This window comes from Longimicrobium sp. (genome assembly GCF_036388275.1).
Lineage (GTDB): Bacteria > Gemmatimonadota > Gemmatimonadetes > Longimicrobiales > Longimicrobiaceae > Longimicrobium.
The window spans coordinates 1-14,868 of record NZ_DASVSF010000043.1; the positions used below are offsets into that span (position 1 = coordinate 1).

A 14,868-nucleotide genomic window follows, 5' to 3' on the forward strand; every position below is an offset into this window, starting at 1 on the left:
GCCGTATCTCAGTCCCAATGTGGCCGATCATCCTCTCAGATCGGCTACGCGTCGTTGCCCTGGTGAGCCGTTACCTCACCAGCTAGCTGATACGCCGCGAGCCCCTCTGCGGGCGAGGCCGTTAAGCCCCTTTCATCACCCAGCCAATCGGCCAAATGACATCGTGCGGTATTAGCCCGGGTTTCCCCGGGTTATCCCCCACCCACAGGCAGGTTGCTCACGTGTTACGCACCCGTTCGCCACTGAGGGCCGAAACCCTCCGTACGACTTGCATGTGTTAAGCGCGCCGCCAGCGTTCGTCCTGAGCCAGGATCAAACTCTCCATGAGAATTCAAACAGCTCTTGTTGGATCGAACAATGTTCCGTTCGTCCGGAATTTTTCCTTTGATTCCTCGTGCGCCCGTCCGCCGAAGCGGCCTGCGCGGCCCCCGGGAAGGTATACCCGTGGGCGAGGTCCTCACAGACACTCCCAAACACCCTGATTGTCAAAACTTCACTGAACCGCGCGGCCTGTGGCTCGCGGCAAGGCACGAATAATAAACCCCTGCGGCTGCCCGGTCAACCCCCGGGCCGGCAAATCATCCCGTCCAGCGCCGCCGGGGCAAAAATCCCGAAAACACGCCCAGCCGCCGGAAGCACCGGCGGCCGGGGCGGAAACACGCGAGGCGGTCAGGGGCAACTCAGACTTCTTCTTCGTCTTCGCTCCAGTCGTCGTCTTCGGCGTCCCAGTCCTCGTCGCCGTCCTCATCCCACTCGTCGTCGTCGTCCCAGTCGTCTTCGTCGTCGAAATCGTCGTCCTCACCCCAGTCGTCGCCCTCTTCGGCGTCGAAGTCGTCTTCCGCGGCCTCCTCCTCGACGCGGGCGACGAACACCTCGTCCAGGTCGAACTCCTCACCGACCGCCGGGTGAGCCATCACGTTGGGCATTCCGAAGTCTCCTGTGTAGACGGATAACTGCCTGAGTGGCCCGCGAGCGGGCAGCAAGCAAAACGCCGACCAGCCTCGTTCGGCCCGAAAGTATATCGGCCTTGGGGGAAGTCAAGGGGCTTGGGCGGGGGACTGCGGCAACGACGGTAACAACGGTCGGAACAGTCACTACGGAGCGCGATCGGAGGAGCGCGAAAACAGGAGTGGGGAGAGCCGGCATCGGCCCTCCCCCACTCCCACGCTATGGTCATGGTTCCTACGGTGGTGACCGTCGTGACCGTAGTTACCGTTTTGACCGTAGTTACGTCAGGAAGCTGCGCGCGAAGCCTTCTTGCGGTCGTTGGCGTTCAGCTGGCGCTTGCGGAGACGGATGGTCTGCGGCGTCACCTCGATCAGCTCGTCGTCGGCGATGTAGCCCATGGCGTCCTCGAGCGTCATCTGCCGCGGCGGCTCCAGCAGGATGTTGTCGTCGCTGCCGGAGGCGCGCATGTTCGTGAGCTTCTTCCCCTTGGTGACGTTCACCTCCATGTCGCCCGGGCGCGAGTTCTCGCCCACGATCATCCCCTCGTACACCGGCACGCCGGGAGCGATGAAGAAGGTGGACCGCTCCTGCAGGTTGCCCAGCGAGAACGCCACGCTCTCGCCCCCCACCATGGCCACCAGCACGCCGCGGTTGCGGGTGCTCATGGACCCCACGTACGGGCCGTATTCCATGAACCGGTGGTGAAGGATGCCCTCGCCGCGGGTGGCGGTAAGGAACTCCGACCGGTAGCCGAACAGGCCGCGCGCGGGCATGCGGTACACCAGGCGCACCAGCCCGCCGCCCGAGTTCTTCATCTCGCGCATTTCGCCGCGGCGCTGGCCCAGCTCCTGGATCACGGGGCCCATCAGCGTTTCGGGAACGTCGATGGTCACCTCTTCGTACGGCTCCTGCAACTGGCCGTCGGGGCCCTTGCGCAGGATCACGCGAGGCCGGCTGACGGAGAACTCGTAGCCCTCGCGGCGCATGGTTTCCATCAGGATGCCCAGGTGCAGCTCGCCGCGGCCGGACACCGTCAGCGTGTCGGGCGAGTCAGTCTCCTCCACCCGCAGCGCCACGTTGCTTTCCAGCTCCTTGAAGAGCCGGTCGCGAACCTGGCGGCTGGTGACGTACTTGCCCTCGCGTCCCGCGAAGGGCGAGTTGTTCACCATGATGTCAACCGACACCGTGGGCTCCTCGACCGCGATGCCTTCCAGCGCCTCGATGTTCTCGGGGTCGCAGAGCGTGCTGCCGATGTCCACGTTGGGCAGGCCGGCCAGCGCCACGATGTCGCCGGCGGAGGCCGATTCCACCTCGTGGCGCTCCAGGCCGTCGAAGGTGTACAACTTGCTCACCCGGGTGCGCGCGGACGCGGGGATGGCGCCGCCCTCGAACCCGTTCTCCAGCAGCACCACCGAGTCGCCCACGTTCACCGTACCCCGCTCGATGCGGCCAATGGCCAGGCGCCCCAGGTACGGCGAAAAGTCGATGGTCGACACCAGCATCTGGAACGGACCGACCGGCTGCCCGCTGGGCTCCGGGATCGTCTTCATGATGCTGTCGAAGAGCGGCGTCAGGTCCTTGCGCGGATCCTCGGGCGCAAGCATGGCCACGCCCTCGCGGCCCACCGCGTACAGGAAGGGGCAGTCCAGCTGGTGGTCGTCGGCCTCCAGCTCCATGAACAGCTCCAGCACCTCGTCGTGCACGCGGTGCGGGTCGGCGTCGCCGCGGTCGATCTTGTTGATGACCACGATGGGCTGAAGCCCCAGCTCCATCGCTTTGCGCATGACGAAACGGGTCTGCGGCATGGGACCCTCGGCGGCGTCCACCAGCAGGATCACGCCATCGACCATGCGAAGGATGCGCTCGACCTCACCGCCGAAGTCGCTGTGGCCCGGGGTGTCGACGATGTTGATCTTGGTGTCGTGCCAGCGCACCGAGAGGTTCTTGGCCAGGATGGTGATCCCGCGCTCCCGCTCCAGCGGGTTGCTGTCCATCACCCGCTCCGCCACGTGCTGGTTTTCGCGGAAGGTGCCGGCCTGGCGGAGCATGTGGTCCACCAGCGTCGTCTTTCCGTGGTCGACGTGCGCGATGATGGCGATGTTGCGAATGGACATGGAATCTTATCTCTGTCGAGCCCCACGGCCCGGGTACGGTCTTGCCACGTGGTTCCAAAGAAAGACGGGCGCCTCTCGGAAACGAGGTGCCCGCTCTCGGAAACAGCCCGGTAATATAACCGCTTTCGGCCCTTGGGTCCACCCCCGGAAAGGCTTTATCGATGCTCAGGCGTCGCGGTAGGGCACTTCGATCATCAGCCCGTCGTACGCGGCGACGGTTTCCGGGAAGATCGCCCGCGCCTCGCGCTCCAGCGCCCGCGGGTCGTCGGCGTAGCGGGGAGAGAAGTGGGTGAGCGCCAGCCGGTGCACGCGGGCGGACGACGCCACTTCCGCCGCCTCGCGCGCGGTGCTGTGCCCGGTGGCCACGGCGCGCTCTGCCTCTTCGTGCGCGAAGGTGGCCTCGTGGATCAGCAGGTCGGCGTCGCGGGCGTGCTCGCGCGTGGGGGCGCAGGGACGCGTGTCGCCCGTGTAGACGACCTTGCGGCCCGGGCGCTCGGGGCCCACCACGTCCTCCGCCCGGATCACCCGTCCATCCACCTCCACCGCCTCGCCGTGGTGAAGCTTGCCCCACAGCGGCCCTTCGGGAATGCCCATCTCCCGGGCGAGCGCGGCGTTGAACCGCCCCAGCCGCGGGTGCTCGACGATGGCGTAGCCCAGCGAGCGGCCGGCGTGCGTGGTGCGGAAGGGGACGATGTCGTAGACGCCGCGCTGCACGGCCTCGCCCGGCTCCAGCTCATGGATGCGCACCTCGAAGGGCACGCGCTCCACCCCCAGTTCCACGGCCTGCTTCAGCACCTCGGCCGTCCCCAGCGGCGTCCACAGGTCCATCGGCTCTTCGCGCGCCTGCAGCCCCAGCGTGCGCAGCAGGCCGATGACGCCCAGGAAGTGGTCGGCGTGAAGGTGGCTGAAGAAGATGTCGCTGAAGGCGAACCCCGTCCCGTAGCGCATCATCTGCCGCTGGGTGCCCTCGCCGCAGTCGAACATCATCACGTCGCCCTCGCGCTGAACGATCAGCGACGAGACGTTGCGGCCCACCGTGGGACGCGCCGCGGCGGTGCCAAGGAAGGTTACTCGCATGCGACCGGGCGTGGAGCATAGTGCGTGAGTGCGTGAGTGCGTGAGTGCGGAACGGCAATCGGCACCACCGCCGCGCCTTCCTGCAGTTCACTCCCGCACTTCCGCACCAACGCACTCACGCACTTCCCCTTCCCCTTCATGCCGTCACCACCTCGACGCGCAGCCCCGGCTCGATCTCGGTCTTGGGGATCAGCGCGGGCCAGTACGCCATGATCTCCTGCACGGCGGGGCGGCCGCCGGCGAACCCCGTCACCGAGGGAGGGCCGGCCAGCACCAGCGGCGCGATCTCCTTGGTGAAGCGCTCCACGGCCGCCTTGTCCTGGCCGCGCACGCCCCAGCGCACCGTCACCTCCGGCAGGTCCTTCGGCAGCGGGCCGGCGAGCGGGCCGTGCGTGGCGTTCCATCCCACGTACTCGGTGAGCACCTCGTCGAACTTCAGCCCCAGGCGGTCCAGCCGCTCGCGCAGCACGCGGTCCGCCATCTGCGCCTTTTCCACCGCGTCGGGCCAGGCATAGACGAGCGTTCCCGATGCCTTGTAGCCGTCGGAGTAGGCGATGCTCACCTTCAGCATGTCCGTCGCGTGGCCGCCGCGGACGCCGTGCACGCGCACCCGGTCCGGCCCGGCGTCTTCCAGGCGGATGGTGGTGAAGTCGGCCACCACGTCCGGGGTGATGTAGCTCACGGGATCGCCCATCTCGTAGACGAGCTGCTCCTTGACCGTGGCCAGCGTCACGCGGCCGCCGGTGCCGTCGTGCTTGGTGACGACGAACGAGCCGTCGGGCGAGGCCTCGATGATGGGATAACCGACGTTGGCCAGCCCCGGCATGGTGCGCCAGTCCACCAGGTGGTTGCCGCCGGAGGCCTGTGCGCCGCACTCGTTGATGTGCCCCGCGACGACGCCCGCGGCGATGCGGTCGAAGTCGTCCAGGCTCCACCCGAACTCGTGGATCATGGGGCCGTAGGTGAGCGCCGTGTCGGTGGAGCGCCCGGTGATGACGACGTGCGCATCCTGCCGCAGCGCCTCGACGATGGGCCGCGCGCCGATGTAGGCGTTGGCGCTCTGCACGCGGCCGAGCACGGTGGAGAGCGGCTCGCCGGTCTCCATGTTCTTCAGCTCCACCCCGCGCGCCAGCAGGTCCGGCAGGCGGTCGAGGATGTCGTCGCCCGTGATCATTCCGATTCGCGCGCGCCCCGCCAGCCCGGCCTTGCGCGCCTCGTCCAGCACCGCGTCGCGGCAGCCGGCGGGGTTCACGCCGCCCGCGTTGGCGATCACGCGGATGCCCCGCTCGACGACGGGGCCCAGGATCTCGCCCATCAGCGGCACGAAGTCGCGCGCGTAGCCCGCGGCCGGGTTGCGGCTGCGCTGCTTCTGCATGATCGACATGGTGACCTCGGCCAGGTAGTCGAGCATCAGGTAGTCGATGGGTCCGCCCTGCACCTGCTGCTTGGGGGCGTCGAGCTGGTCGCCCCAGAAGCCCTGGCCGGAGGCGATGCGAATGCAGTCTTTCATCAGGCTCGCGAGAGATCGTATGGATGGACGGCGAAAGCCGCCGCGTGCTCAAGATCCGGTCCCAAAACAGTCCGGAGGCCGCACACCGCAGCCTCCGGACGGGATAATTCACTTCGGCCTGCCCCACGGCAACCCGGCGGCGAAATGCTCAGCTCGGCCGGAACAGCACGCTCACGGGCATCTGCAACCCACCCAGCGCGGCGGAGACCCACCATTCACCCCGCCCGTACACCTGCTGCCGGTGGTATTCACCCGCCACTGGATCTTGGTGGACGGTGACTGATTTCCTCCGCAGATCGACGAGCCAGTATTCCGGAATGGCCGCCTGGGCGTACCACTCCGTTTTCACACGGCGATCATAACGCAACGAGGAAGCCGCCACTTCCACCACGAAGAGGGCGTCCTCATGGGTCGGGTGGCCGGACTCGTAGTCGTCGTCACGGGGACGTGCAACCAGGACATCCGGGAATGGATTGTAGCCGTTCGGGAGCAACAGCACATCTTGCCCGCGGACAACTGCCTGGCCGACACGGGACGTCAGAAAACGAACCAGGCGGTGGACGCACGCCGAGTGACTACTTCCGACCGGGGTCATCTGGATGATCTCACCGTCTACGAGCTCGACCCGGTCGCCTTCGTTGAAGATCCCGATCTCGCCCAGCCTGAAGAACTCGTCGCTCGAAAAGCGAAGGAGTGCGCCGTTGGCGTACGGAATACCCTCCACGAAGCTCGCTCCCGCGGGTGCAACGATCCCCGTGACCGCCATCTGGACCTGTTGCGGGCCGCTGAACCGATACGGACGAACGAATTGAACGGCCATCTCAGGCGCCTCCGGCGAGCAGGTCGTCCACTCGGATCGTTGCGCCGCCCAGCGCAGGCGAGGTGAAGGACGATCCCCGCGGGTGCGGCGCAACTTCCCGGTACCCCCCCGCTTCCGGCCCGCGATGGACCAGGACGCGGTTGCCGGGCAGGTCCAGGACCCAGTCCTCGGCGATGTTCGCCATCGCGTACCGCCGGGCCTTGCTCTTCGTGTCGAATTCGATCGACCATTCGGCGACTTCGACGAGCAGCACACAATCGCTCGGCTGCGGCAGCAGGTTCCGGTAGTTGCGTGGCCGCAGGACCGCGAAGTCGGGAACGAGTTGCTCGGCGCCGACTTGCATTGGGCACTGGACCGAAAGCAGCAGATCGTTCCCGAGCAGCCGGGTGAGATACCTGGTCAGGTGGATGACAGCCGATGTGTGCCGAGGACCTGTCGGAGACATCCGGAAAACCTCCCCGCTGATGAGCTCCACCCGCTCTTCGGGTGCGAAGATGCCGGCTTCGCCCATCCGCTGGAACTCGTCGACCGTGAAGCGCCGCCGCTGCGGCTTGGCGCCCACCTCGATCTCCGGCTCGACCATGAGAGTGCTCACCTGCTGCTCCTGGCTATCTCGCGACACCTACCACAAAGCAACGAACGGGCCCGGGAGCGCACGCAGCAAACGCTAGCGACGCTTTCCGAGCCCGTCAAGTTTGTTCGTTTTACGCCACCTGCCGGACGTGCCCTACAGGTTCGGCGGCAGGACGAACGCGCCCAGGTGCGGGCCCGGGTTGTTGATGCAGGTGCGCAACGCCAGGGCCAGCGTGGCGCGCGTCTCGTCCGGCAGCACCACCGCGTCCACGAAGCCGCGAGCCGCCGCGAAACGGGCGTCGAGCTGCTTGTCGTAATCGGCGCGCACGGCGTCGATCTTGGCCTGCAGCTCGGCGTCGGGCTTTTTGCCCTCCTTCTTCAACGCTTCGAGCTGGGTGCTGAAGAGCGCCACGGCCGCGCTGTCGCCCTCCATCACTCCCATGCGCCCCGTAGGCCAGGTGAAGATGAAGTCGGGGTCGAACCCCTGCCCCGCCATCGCGTAGTACCCGGCGCCCGACGCGTGGTTGATCGTGAGCACGATCTTGGGCACGGTGGCCGTGGCCATCGCCTCGACGAAGCGGGCGCCGGCGCGGATGATACCGGAGTGCTCCGCCTGCGACCCCACCATGAACCCCGACACGTCCTGCACGAACAGGATGGGCGTTCCGTGGCGGTTCAGGGTTTCGATGAAGAACGCCACCTTGTCGGCCGAATCGGCGTAGATGATGCCGCCGAACTTGGGCGCGCCGCCGTGCGGGTCCTTGAGCATGCCGCGCGCGTTGGCGATCACGCCCACGGGAATGCCCTGGATGCGCGCGTGGCCGCACATCATCTCCGGCGCGTAGTCGGCCTGGAACTCGTCGAACTCGCCGCCGTCCAGGATGCAGCCCAGCACCTGGCGCATGTCGTACGGCTGCTTGTGGTCCGGCGGCAGCAGGTCGTACAGGTCGGCCTCAGGGCGTGCGCCGGGCTTGGGCTCCGTGATGGGAAGCGTAGACGTCTCGCGCGGGAGCTGCTTGACCAGGTCGCGGATCTTGCCGATGCACGACCTGTCGTCCGGTGTCCGGTAGTGTGCTACGCCCGAGATGGCGTTGTGCGTCAGCGCGCCGCCCAGCGTCTCGGAATCCACCGTCTGCCCGGTGGCGCCCTTGACCAGGTTGGGCCCGCCCAGCCCCATGAACGACGTGCCCTCCACCATCAGGATCACGTCGCTGAGCGCCGGAAGGTAGGCGCCACCGGCGATGCAGGGCCCCATTACCGCGGCGATCTGCGGCACCTTCAGGTAGCGCCGCATGATGGAGTTGTAGTAGAAGATGCGCGACGCGCCGTACTGCCCGGGGAAGACGCCCCCCTGGTACGGAAGGTTCACCCCCGCGCTGTCGACCAGGTAGATGATGGGCACGCGGCAGCGCATGGCGATCTCCTGCGCGCGCAGCATCTTGGTGATGGTCTCGGGCCACCACGAGCCGGCCTTGACGGTGGCGTCGTTGGCGATGACCACCACCTCGCGCCCGCACACGGTGCCGAAGCCCGTCACCACGCCGGCCGCGGGCGCCTGCCCCTCGTACTGGTCGTGCGCCACGAGCAGGCCCACCTCCTGGAAGCGCGAGCGCGGGTCCACCAGCAGGCCGATGCGCTCGCGCGCCGTCAGCTTGCCGTCGTCGTGCTGCTTCTGGATGCGCTTGGGGCCGCCGCCCTGGCGCAGGCGTGCCTCAAGCCCCCGCAGCTCGCGGGCGAGGGTGTGCGAGCGCGATTCGGCGGCGGGTGCGTCCGCCGCTGCCACGGGAACCGTCACTGGCCCGCGTCGTCGCGATCGCGGCCGTGCTCCGCGAACCAGTCGGCGATGTACTGCACCGCCGCCGTCGTGGGCGTCCCGGGGCCGAACAGCTGCCCCATCCCCTGCTCGCGCAGCGCGGCCATGTCTTCTTCGGGGATGATGCCGCCGCCGGTGATCAGGATGTGGTCGGCGCCCTCGGCGTCCAGCGCCTGCTTGACGGCCGGGAACAGCGTCATGTGCGCGCCCGACAGAATGGAGAGCGCCACCACGTCCACGTCTTCCTGGATGGCGGCGTTCACGATCATCTCCGGCGTCTGGTGAAGGCCGGTGTAGATGACCTCCATGCCGGCGTCGCGCAGCGCGGCGGCGATCACCTTGGCGCCGCGGTCGTGGCCGTCCAGGCCGGGCTTGGCCACCAGCACCCGGATCTTCCGTTCAGACATATCGAGAATCGGATGTACGTTGCGGTTACGCGCCCTGTGGCCCGGATGGGCCGCAGGGCGCATATCATACGGCGGAACGCAAGGCGGCGGCAAGCGAGGCGCCTGGCCAGTGGGCGCCACGAAGAGCTCACGCCTCGTACAGCGTCCCCGGACCGAGGTCCTTCCACTTTACTAAGGTGGCGGATTGGGGTGCCGAAGCCACAACGTCGCCCGTCTTTGGATCAACGATCTCCAACATCAGGTGCTCCGTGTTGACCCGCACCTTATAGTTCGTGAATGTCCAGTTGGTTTCCCCCAAGACGACAAGAACATAGTGAGCTACCTTGGTTGTCTGCGTCAATTTAGTGCTCCTGATAGCGCTGGAGGTGAAGTCGAGATCATCTCTCCGAACGCAAACCAAGGACCCGTTAGAGCCATTTCAGATGCGCAACTGGAGCGTTTAGCTCGCATTGCGCGCCTCAATGGCCCGCAACCCCGCCTGGATCTCTTCGCGCGGTACCCAGCGGCCGCGCACCATCACTGCCGCGATGCGCTGCAGGTTGGCGGACGCCGGCCAGGGGATCGGCATCCACCAGCAGCAGCTCGGCGCGGCGCCCACGGCGATGGTGCCGCATGCGTCTTGGGCGTTGGAGTGCTCGCCGTTTCTTACGCGTACCCGTCACCAGACTGTCGTACGCTCAGCACCTCAACCGAACATGTGCCCGATCGCGTTCAGGGGGCCTCCGGCCAGAAAAGGACCCATCAGCGCCACAACCGTCGACACGTGCGTCGCCACGGATAAACCTACTCCGTTCTCCTCCAACCACTCAGCCTGCGCAGCGGGGAGCGCGTTAGGACGAAGGCGCTCGGCGAGCATCATCCCCTGCTGGCGGAGGATGAGCGCTGCCGGCAGATACACGAACGCGAGATAGAGGGAAAAGAGGGTGCCTGTGGAAACCGTTGCCGCGGAGATGATGAACGTTCCCGTACCGGTCGGGTAGGCGGTGAGATTCGCGCGGCCGACGGCCCAATGGAAAAGCGCGTCAATTTCGACGACACCCGCGACGAGGACCGCCGCACCGGCAAAAAGGACGGTCTGCAGCCGCCTACTGCGTGCGGCGAGGGGAACAACGAGTCGCTGTCTCGCAGCCTCATCATCCATCTCGTCGCGTCTGTCCAGCGAAAGCAGTATCCGCCCCGATGCGTGCAGCCCCGCAAGCGTGGCCGCGGCTCCGCCAACGACCAGCAGCGAAGCTACTAGCGTGAGAACCCACAGGGAAGTCAGGATGTGCTTGGTTCCCCCGGGCAGCACACCATGGGCAAACTGCATCGTCACATAGTACGGTTTCCCTGACAGCGGCGAGCGAGGGTGGAACACGAGCATGAAGAAGACAGCAAACGAGGCAAGCAGGGCGACGATCGTGGCTGGTTGCGGTCGAGTTTCAAACTGTTCCTTCAGTTGGCCGTAGACCGTACTAACGAGCACGACCATCGACGCCGCTGCGACAGAAAGGAAGAGGATTACGGATGCCCCCCACAGTAGCGCACCAAGGCTGGTGACGCCGGTATCGGCGGTGGGTAGCACGTGCAGGTGTTCGGACCACCCGGTAGTGTGCCCGAGGGCATAGCCATATATCCAGATACAGAAAACCAACAGCGGGTATGTTGATACTATCGGGGCAAGCCATAAGTATCGCGGCAGAAATTCGCGTGTCCGCTGCGCCATCAGGCTAAAGCTGTCGAGGTAATTACGCATGAACGATCCGTGAGCACGCAGGTGAGGAGACGGGCGGGGCAGATGTCGGTGGGGTGCGTCGTCACTTGGTGCTCTATAGCCGACGCGAAGTAGCGCGGGCCGGGTTCAAGAACCGAGGAGAGAGGCGGACTCAGGGATGCGCGGGAGACGGGAAGCCGCGCCGTAAGGCAGGCGCAAGCGTCTTCTCTTCAGCACATCCCGACATCCGCCACGGCTTCATCGCGGGTTGCGCGCTTCGATGGCCCGCAGCCCCGCCTGGATCTCCTCGCGCGGAAGCCAGCGGCCGCGCACCATCACTCCCGCGATGCGCTGCAGGTTGGCGACGTCGGCCAGGGGATCGGCGTCCACCAGCAGCAGGTCGGCGCGGCGGCCCACGGCGATGGTGCCGAACGCGTCCTGGCGCTGAAAGTACTCGCCCACGTTGCGCGTGCCCGTTACCAGGATGTCGTACGGCGTCATCCCGGCCGCGCGCATGCGGGGAAACTCGCGGTGAAGGGAGAACCCGGGCACGCTGAACTGCTGCGGCGCGTCCGTGCCCATCAGGATCCCCGCCCCGCCGCGGTGCAGCGCCGCCAGCACCTGCTGCCGCGCCTCGATCGAACGCCGCGCCGTCGTCGCGTTGTAGTCCGGCGCGCCGCGGCGCTGGTTGTAGGCGTTCGTCCAGCTGCGCACCGACTGGGCCGAGGTGTAGCGCAGCTCGGGATACGCAAGCAGCGAATCCAGCGGCAGCGTGTTGTACAGAACCTCCCACAGCGCCATGGTCGGCACGACCCACGCGCCCGCTTCGCGCGTGGCCCGCACGGCGGAATCCAGCTTCGCCGCGTTGATCGGACCCTCCGCGCCGCCGGCGTACTCCACGTAGCCGTCCACGTGGTCGAACGTCTCCTGCCCCATGGCGATGGCGTGCATCAGCCCCACCTCGGCCGGCACGTGGCCGCCGAAGCGGATACCCTCCTGCGCGGCGGTGCGCGCCATGGCGTCGTATTCCGGGCGGGTAAGGCCGGGGTGGATCTTCAGCAGGTCCCACCCGGCCGCGCGCTGCTCGCGGACCATCTGCACCGCCTGCTCCGGAGTGCTGACGGAGTTGCCGTTGAAGCTGGGTCCCGCCAGGTAGAGCGTGGGCCCCAGCAGCTCGCCGCGGTTCGTGCGGGTGCGCAGCTCGAGTTGGCCCGGGGCGCCCAGCATTCCGCGCACGGTGGTGATGCCGTTCGCCACGTACAGGAACAGTACGTCCTCGGTGTACTGGGCGGGCGCGTTGGGCGGCGGGACGTGGCCGTGCATCTCGGCCAGCCCGGGAACCAGGAACTTGCCGCGCGCGTCGATGCGCCGGGCGCCCTGCGGGACGGGGACGGAGGCGGCCGGGCCCACGGCCACGATGCGGTCGCCGCGGACGAGAACGGTCTGGCCGCGCAGCGTACGCTCGCTGTCCATGGGGATGACGGACACGTTCTCGAACGCGGTCACCTCGGCGGCGCCGGGCTGGGCGCAGGCGGCGGACGGCGCCAGGGCGGCGAGCAGGAGCGCGCCGCAGAGCAGGCGGCAGAAGAAGTTCGGCTTCATCGCGCGGACGGGTGAGGGAGCGAAAAATTTAGCACACCCATATTGCATCGGCGCGGGCGAATGCGCCAGCGCGAGGGTCGTCAGGCGCGCCGGCAGACGGCGATCAGGTTTTCGCTGCTGTGGATGAAGGGGGCCAGCGCCCAGTCGCCCCACCAGTCGATGGGCACCAGGCCGGCCTTCCGCAGCAGCGCGTCCCATTCCGTGGCGGAACGGATGCGCAGCTCATGGTACTTCTCCCCCGATTCCCCGCCCCGCGACCAGCGCGTCCACTCGCGGCTGACGCCCTCGACGGGGTCGAACTCGCGCTCCACCCACACCGTGGCGCCGCCCTCGGTCTCCCACCAGTCGCGCTCGGTGAAGTCGGCCAGGATGTGGTCGCGGTGCATGGTTTCCAGCACGAACACCCCGCCGGGCTTCAGCGCCCGGTGCGCGCCCCGGAGCACGCGCAGGTCTTCCTCGTCCGAAAGGAAGTAGCCGAGGGAGGAATACATGGAGAGGACCAGGTCGAACCGGCCCGTCCACGGCACCTCGCGCATGTCGCCCTGGACGAAATCCACCGTCACCCCGGCGGCCTTCGCGCGCTTGCGGGCGCGGGCCAGCAGCGTTTCGGACCAGTCCAGCCCCGTCACGCGGAACCCGGCGCGCGCCAGCTCCAGCGAGTGACGCCCCCATCCGCAGGCCAGGTCCAGCACGTCGGCGCCGGAATCCAGCGGCACCATCTCGCGCAGTCCCTGGATCTCGCGTTCCGTGCGCGATGGCGTCAGGAAGTCGCGGTAGATGTCGACGAACGTCTCGTCGAAGTACCCGTCCCACCACCCCTGGGCGCTCACGCCGTCTCCGGAAACAGGTCCAGCAGGTCGTGGAGGCCGCGGATGCGGTCGCAGTCCACGTCGTTCCAGCGCCACAGCGGGTCGATGAGCACGGGCCGCATCCCCGCCGCCCGGGCGCCCTGCACGTCGATCTCGTAGATGTCGCCCACGTACACGGCTTCTTCCGGGCGGATGCCCATCCGCTCGGCGCCGATGTGGAAGATGCGGGGGTCCGGCTTTTCGATCCCCACCTGGTGCGAGTCGATGACGAACTCGAAGTGCGATCCCAGCCCCACGCTCTCCAGCAGCGCCTCCACCCGTCCGTCCGCGTTGGAGATGACGGCCAGGCGGTAGCCGCGGCGGCGGAGCTCGTCCAGCGTTTCGGCCGTGCGTTCGCGGACGGTGCTCCACAGGTTCCGCTCCGCGTGCCTCGCCCAGAGCGCCTTGGCGATGGGAGGAAACGCCTCCCGCCCCACGCCCAACTGCCGGAAGATCTCGGCGAAGAACACCTCGCCGCGCTTGCGGTCGTCGCTGACCTCGCCGCTGCGGATCAGCTCGTCCAGCCGCGTCTTGGCGGTGTACTCGGCGTCCAGCAGCCGCTCCATGGGGACCTCGATCCCGTGCTGGCGGGCGAGGTCCAGGAGATAGGGGTGGTCGAGCCAGACCAGCGTGCTCCCGGCGTCGAACAGGATGGCTTTCGGCGGCGTCATCATTATCCCGTGCTGATTTCCAGGCGGGCGGCGACGGCGCTGCCCGGCAGGCCGCCAACTTACGGGCGCCGCCACCCGGGCGCGAGCGCGCCTACTTGCGGCGGGGAACGTCGCATCCTATCTGTCTGTTTGCAGCCTCACCTTCCCCGGCGAGACCGGACGCACCCGCCGCACGCGTCCGCGCCCGCCCGGAATCTCTCGGTTCCACCCCGGCACAGCCGCACGCGTGGCCCAACCCGTGGACGTTTCCCTTTCCGTCAATGGCGCCCAGTACCGGCGCGCGGTAGAGCCGCGCCTGCTGCTGAGCGATTTCCTGCGCCAGGACCTGTCGCTCACCGGCACGCACGTGGGCTGCGAACACGGCGTGTGTGGCGCGTGCACGGTGATGATCGACGGCGAGGCGGTGCGCTCGTGTCTGGTGTTCGCCGTGCAGGCCGACGGCGCCGAGATCACCACCGTGGAGGGGCTGACCGCCGGCACCGGCCCCATGCACCCGCTGCAGGAGGCCTTTCGCGACGCGCACGGGCTTCAGTGCGGCTTCTGCACGCCGGGGATTTTGATGTCGATGATCCCGTTCCTGCGCGACAACCCGTCGCCCACCGAGCCCGAGGTTCGCGAGGCGCTGTCGGGCAACCTGTGCCGCTGCACGGGATACCAGAACATCGTGCAGGCCGTGCAGCTGGCGGCGGAACGGATGGGGGCCTCGGAAGATGCGGATCAGCAGGCGAAGCTGGGTGGGTCCGGTTGATCTGCCAGGATGCGCCGGGCTCCGCTGGGGCGGATGAATCCGCG

At 67.5% G+C, this 14,868-nt stretch carries 14 protein-coding genes and 1 rRNA gene; 1 reads left to right on the top strand and 14 read right to left on the bottom strand.

The features are described from left to right. The 14 genes from VF632_RS09070 to VF632_RS09135 all read right to left on the bottom strand — a co-directional run. Positions 1-328 (bottom strand): 16S ribosomal RNA (locus VF632_RS09070); the annotation flags it as partial. Positions 329-680: 352 nt separating this feature from the next. After that, positions 681-926, bottom strand: coding sequence for a hypothetical protein (locus VF632_RS09075; protein WP_331022555.1), 246 nt, complete (start codon positions 924-926; stop codon positions 681-683). Between the two features lie 306 nt (positions 927-1,232). Continuing rightward, a complete protein-coding gene (gene typA, locus VF632_RS09080; protein WP_331022556.1) occupies positions 1,233-3,062 on the bottom strand; it encodes a translational GTPase TypA in 1,830 nt (609 codons plus the stop codon). Positions 3,063-3,227: 165 nt separating this feature from the next. Next, positions 3,228-4,139, bottom strand: a complete 912-nt coding sequence (gene rnz / locus VF632_RS09085) for a ribonuclease Z (RefSeq protein WP_331022557.1) — start codon at positions 4,137-4,139, stop codon at positions 3,228-3,230. Positions 4,140-4,275: 136 nt separating this feature from the next. Next, a complete protein-coding gene (locus VF632_RS09090) occupies positions 4,276-5,649 on the bottom strand; it encodes an acyclic terpene utilization AtuA family protein (protein ID WP_331022558.1) in 1,374 nt (457 codons plus the stop codon). Between the two features lie 148 nt (positions 5,650-5,797). Next, entirely contained in the window at positions 5,798-6,469 is a 672-nt protein-coding gene (locus VF632_RS09095) for a Uma2 family endonuclease (RefSeq protein ID WP_331022559.1), read from the bottom strand. A 1-nt stretch (position 6,470) separates the two neighbouring features. Next, positions 6,471-7,052: a Uma2 family endonuclease gene (locus VF632_RS09100; RefSeq protein WP_331022560.1), complete on the bottom strand. Its 582-nt coding sequence runs from the start codon at positions 7,050-7,052 to the stop codon at positions 6,471-6,473. Positions 7,053-7,196: 144 nt separating this feature from the next. Then, positions 7,197-8,837 (bottom strand): acyl-CoA carboxylase subunit beta, encoded by a 1,641-nt coding sequence (locus VF632_RS09105; RefSeq protein WP_331022561.1) that lies wholly within the window; start codon positions 8,835-8,837, stop codon positions 7,197-7,199. Continuing rightward, positions 8,834-9,262 carry a cobalamin B12-binding domain-containing protein gene (locus VF632_RS09110; protein WP_331022562.1) on the bottom strand — a complete coding sequence of 143 codons (429 nt, stop codon included), beginning with the start codon at positions 9,260-9,262 and terminating at the stop codon, positions 8,834-8,836. The genes VF632_RS09105 and VF632_RS09110 overlap by 4 nt, the downstream gene beginning before the upstream one ends. Before the next feature lie 439 nt (positions 9,263-9,701). After that, positions 9,702-9,830, bottom strand: coding sequence for a hypothetical protein (locus VF632_RS09115; protein ID WP_331022563.1), 129 nt, complete (start codon positions 9,828-9,830; stop codon positions 9,702-9,704). A 117-nt stretch (positions 9,831-9,947) separates the two neighbouring features. Beyond that, positions 9,948-10,997 (bottom strand): hypothetical protein, encoded by a 1,050-nt coding sequence (locus VF632_RS09120; protein ID WP_331022564.1) that lies wholly within the window; start codon positions 10,995-10,997, stop codon positions 9,948-9,950. A 216-nt stretch (positions 10,998-11,213) separates the two neighbouring features. Then, entirely contained in the window at positions 11,214-12,557 is a 1,344-nt protein-coding gene (locus VF632_RS09125; protein WP_331022565.1) for an amidohydrolase family protein, read from the bottom strand. Between the two features lie 80 nt (positions 12,558-12,637). Beyond that, a complete protein-coding gene (locus tag VF632_RS09130) occupies positions 12,638-13,387 on the bottom strand; it encodes a class I SAM-dependent methyltransferase (protein ID WP_331022566.1) in 750 nt (249 codons plus the stop codon). Further along, complete coding sequence (locus VF632_RS09135; RefSeq protein WP_331022567.1) at positions 13,384-14,079, bottom strand: HAD-IA family hydrolase; 696 nt, start codon at positions 14,077-14,079, stop codon at positions 13,384-13,386. The genes VF632_RS09130 and VF632_RS09135 overlap by 4 nt, the downstream gene beginning before the upstream one ends. Positions 14,080-14,302: 223 nt before the next feature. Between VF632_RS09135 and VF632_RS09140 the strand changes: the two genes are divergently transcribed. Next, entirely contained in the window at positions 14,303-14,824 is a 522-nt protein-coding gene (locus VF632_RS09140; RefSeq protein ID WP_331022568.1) for a (2Fe-2S)-binding protein, read from the top strand. The last annotated feature ends 44 nt before the right edge of the window (positions 14,825-14,868 follow it).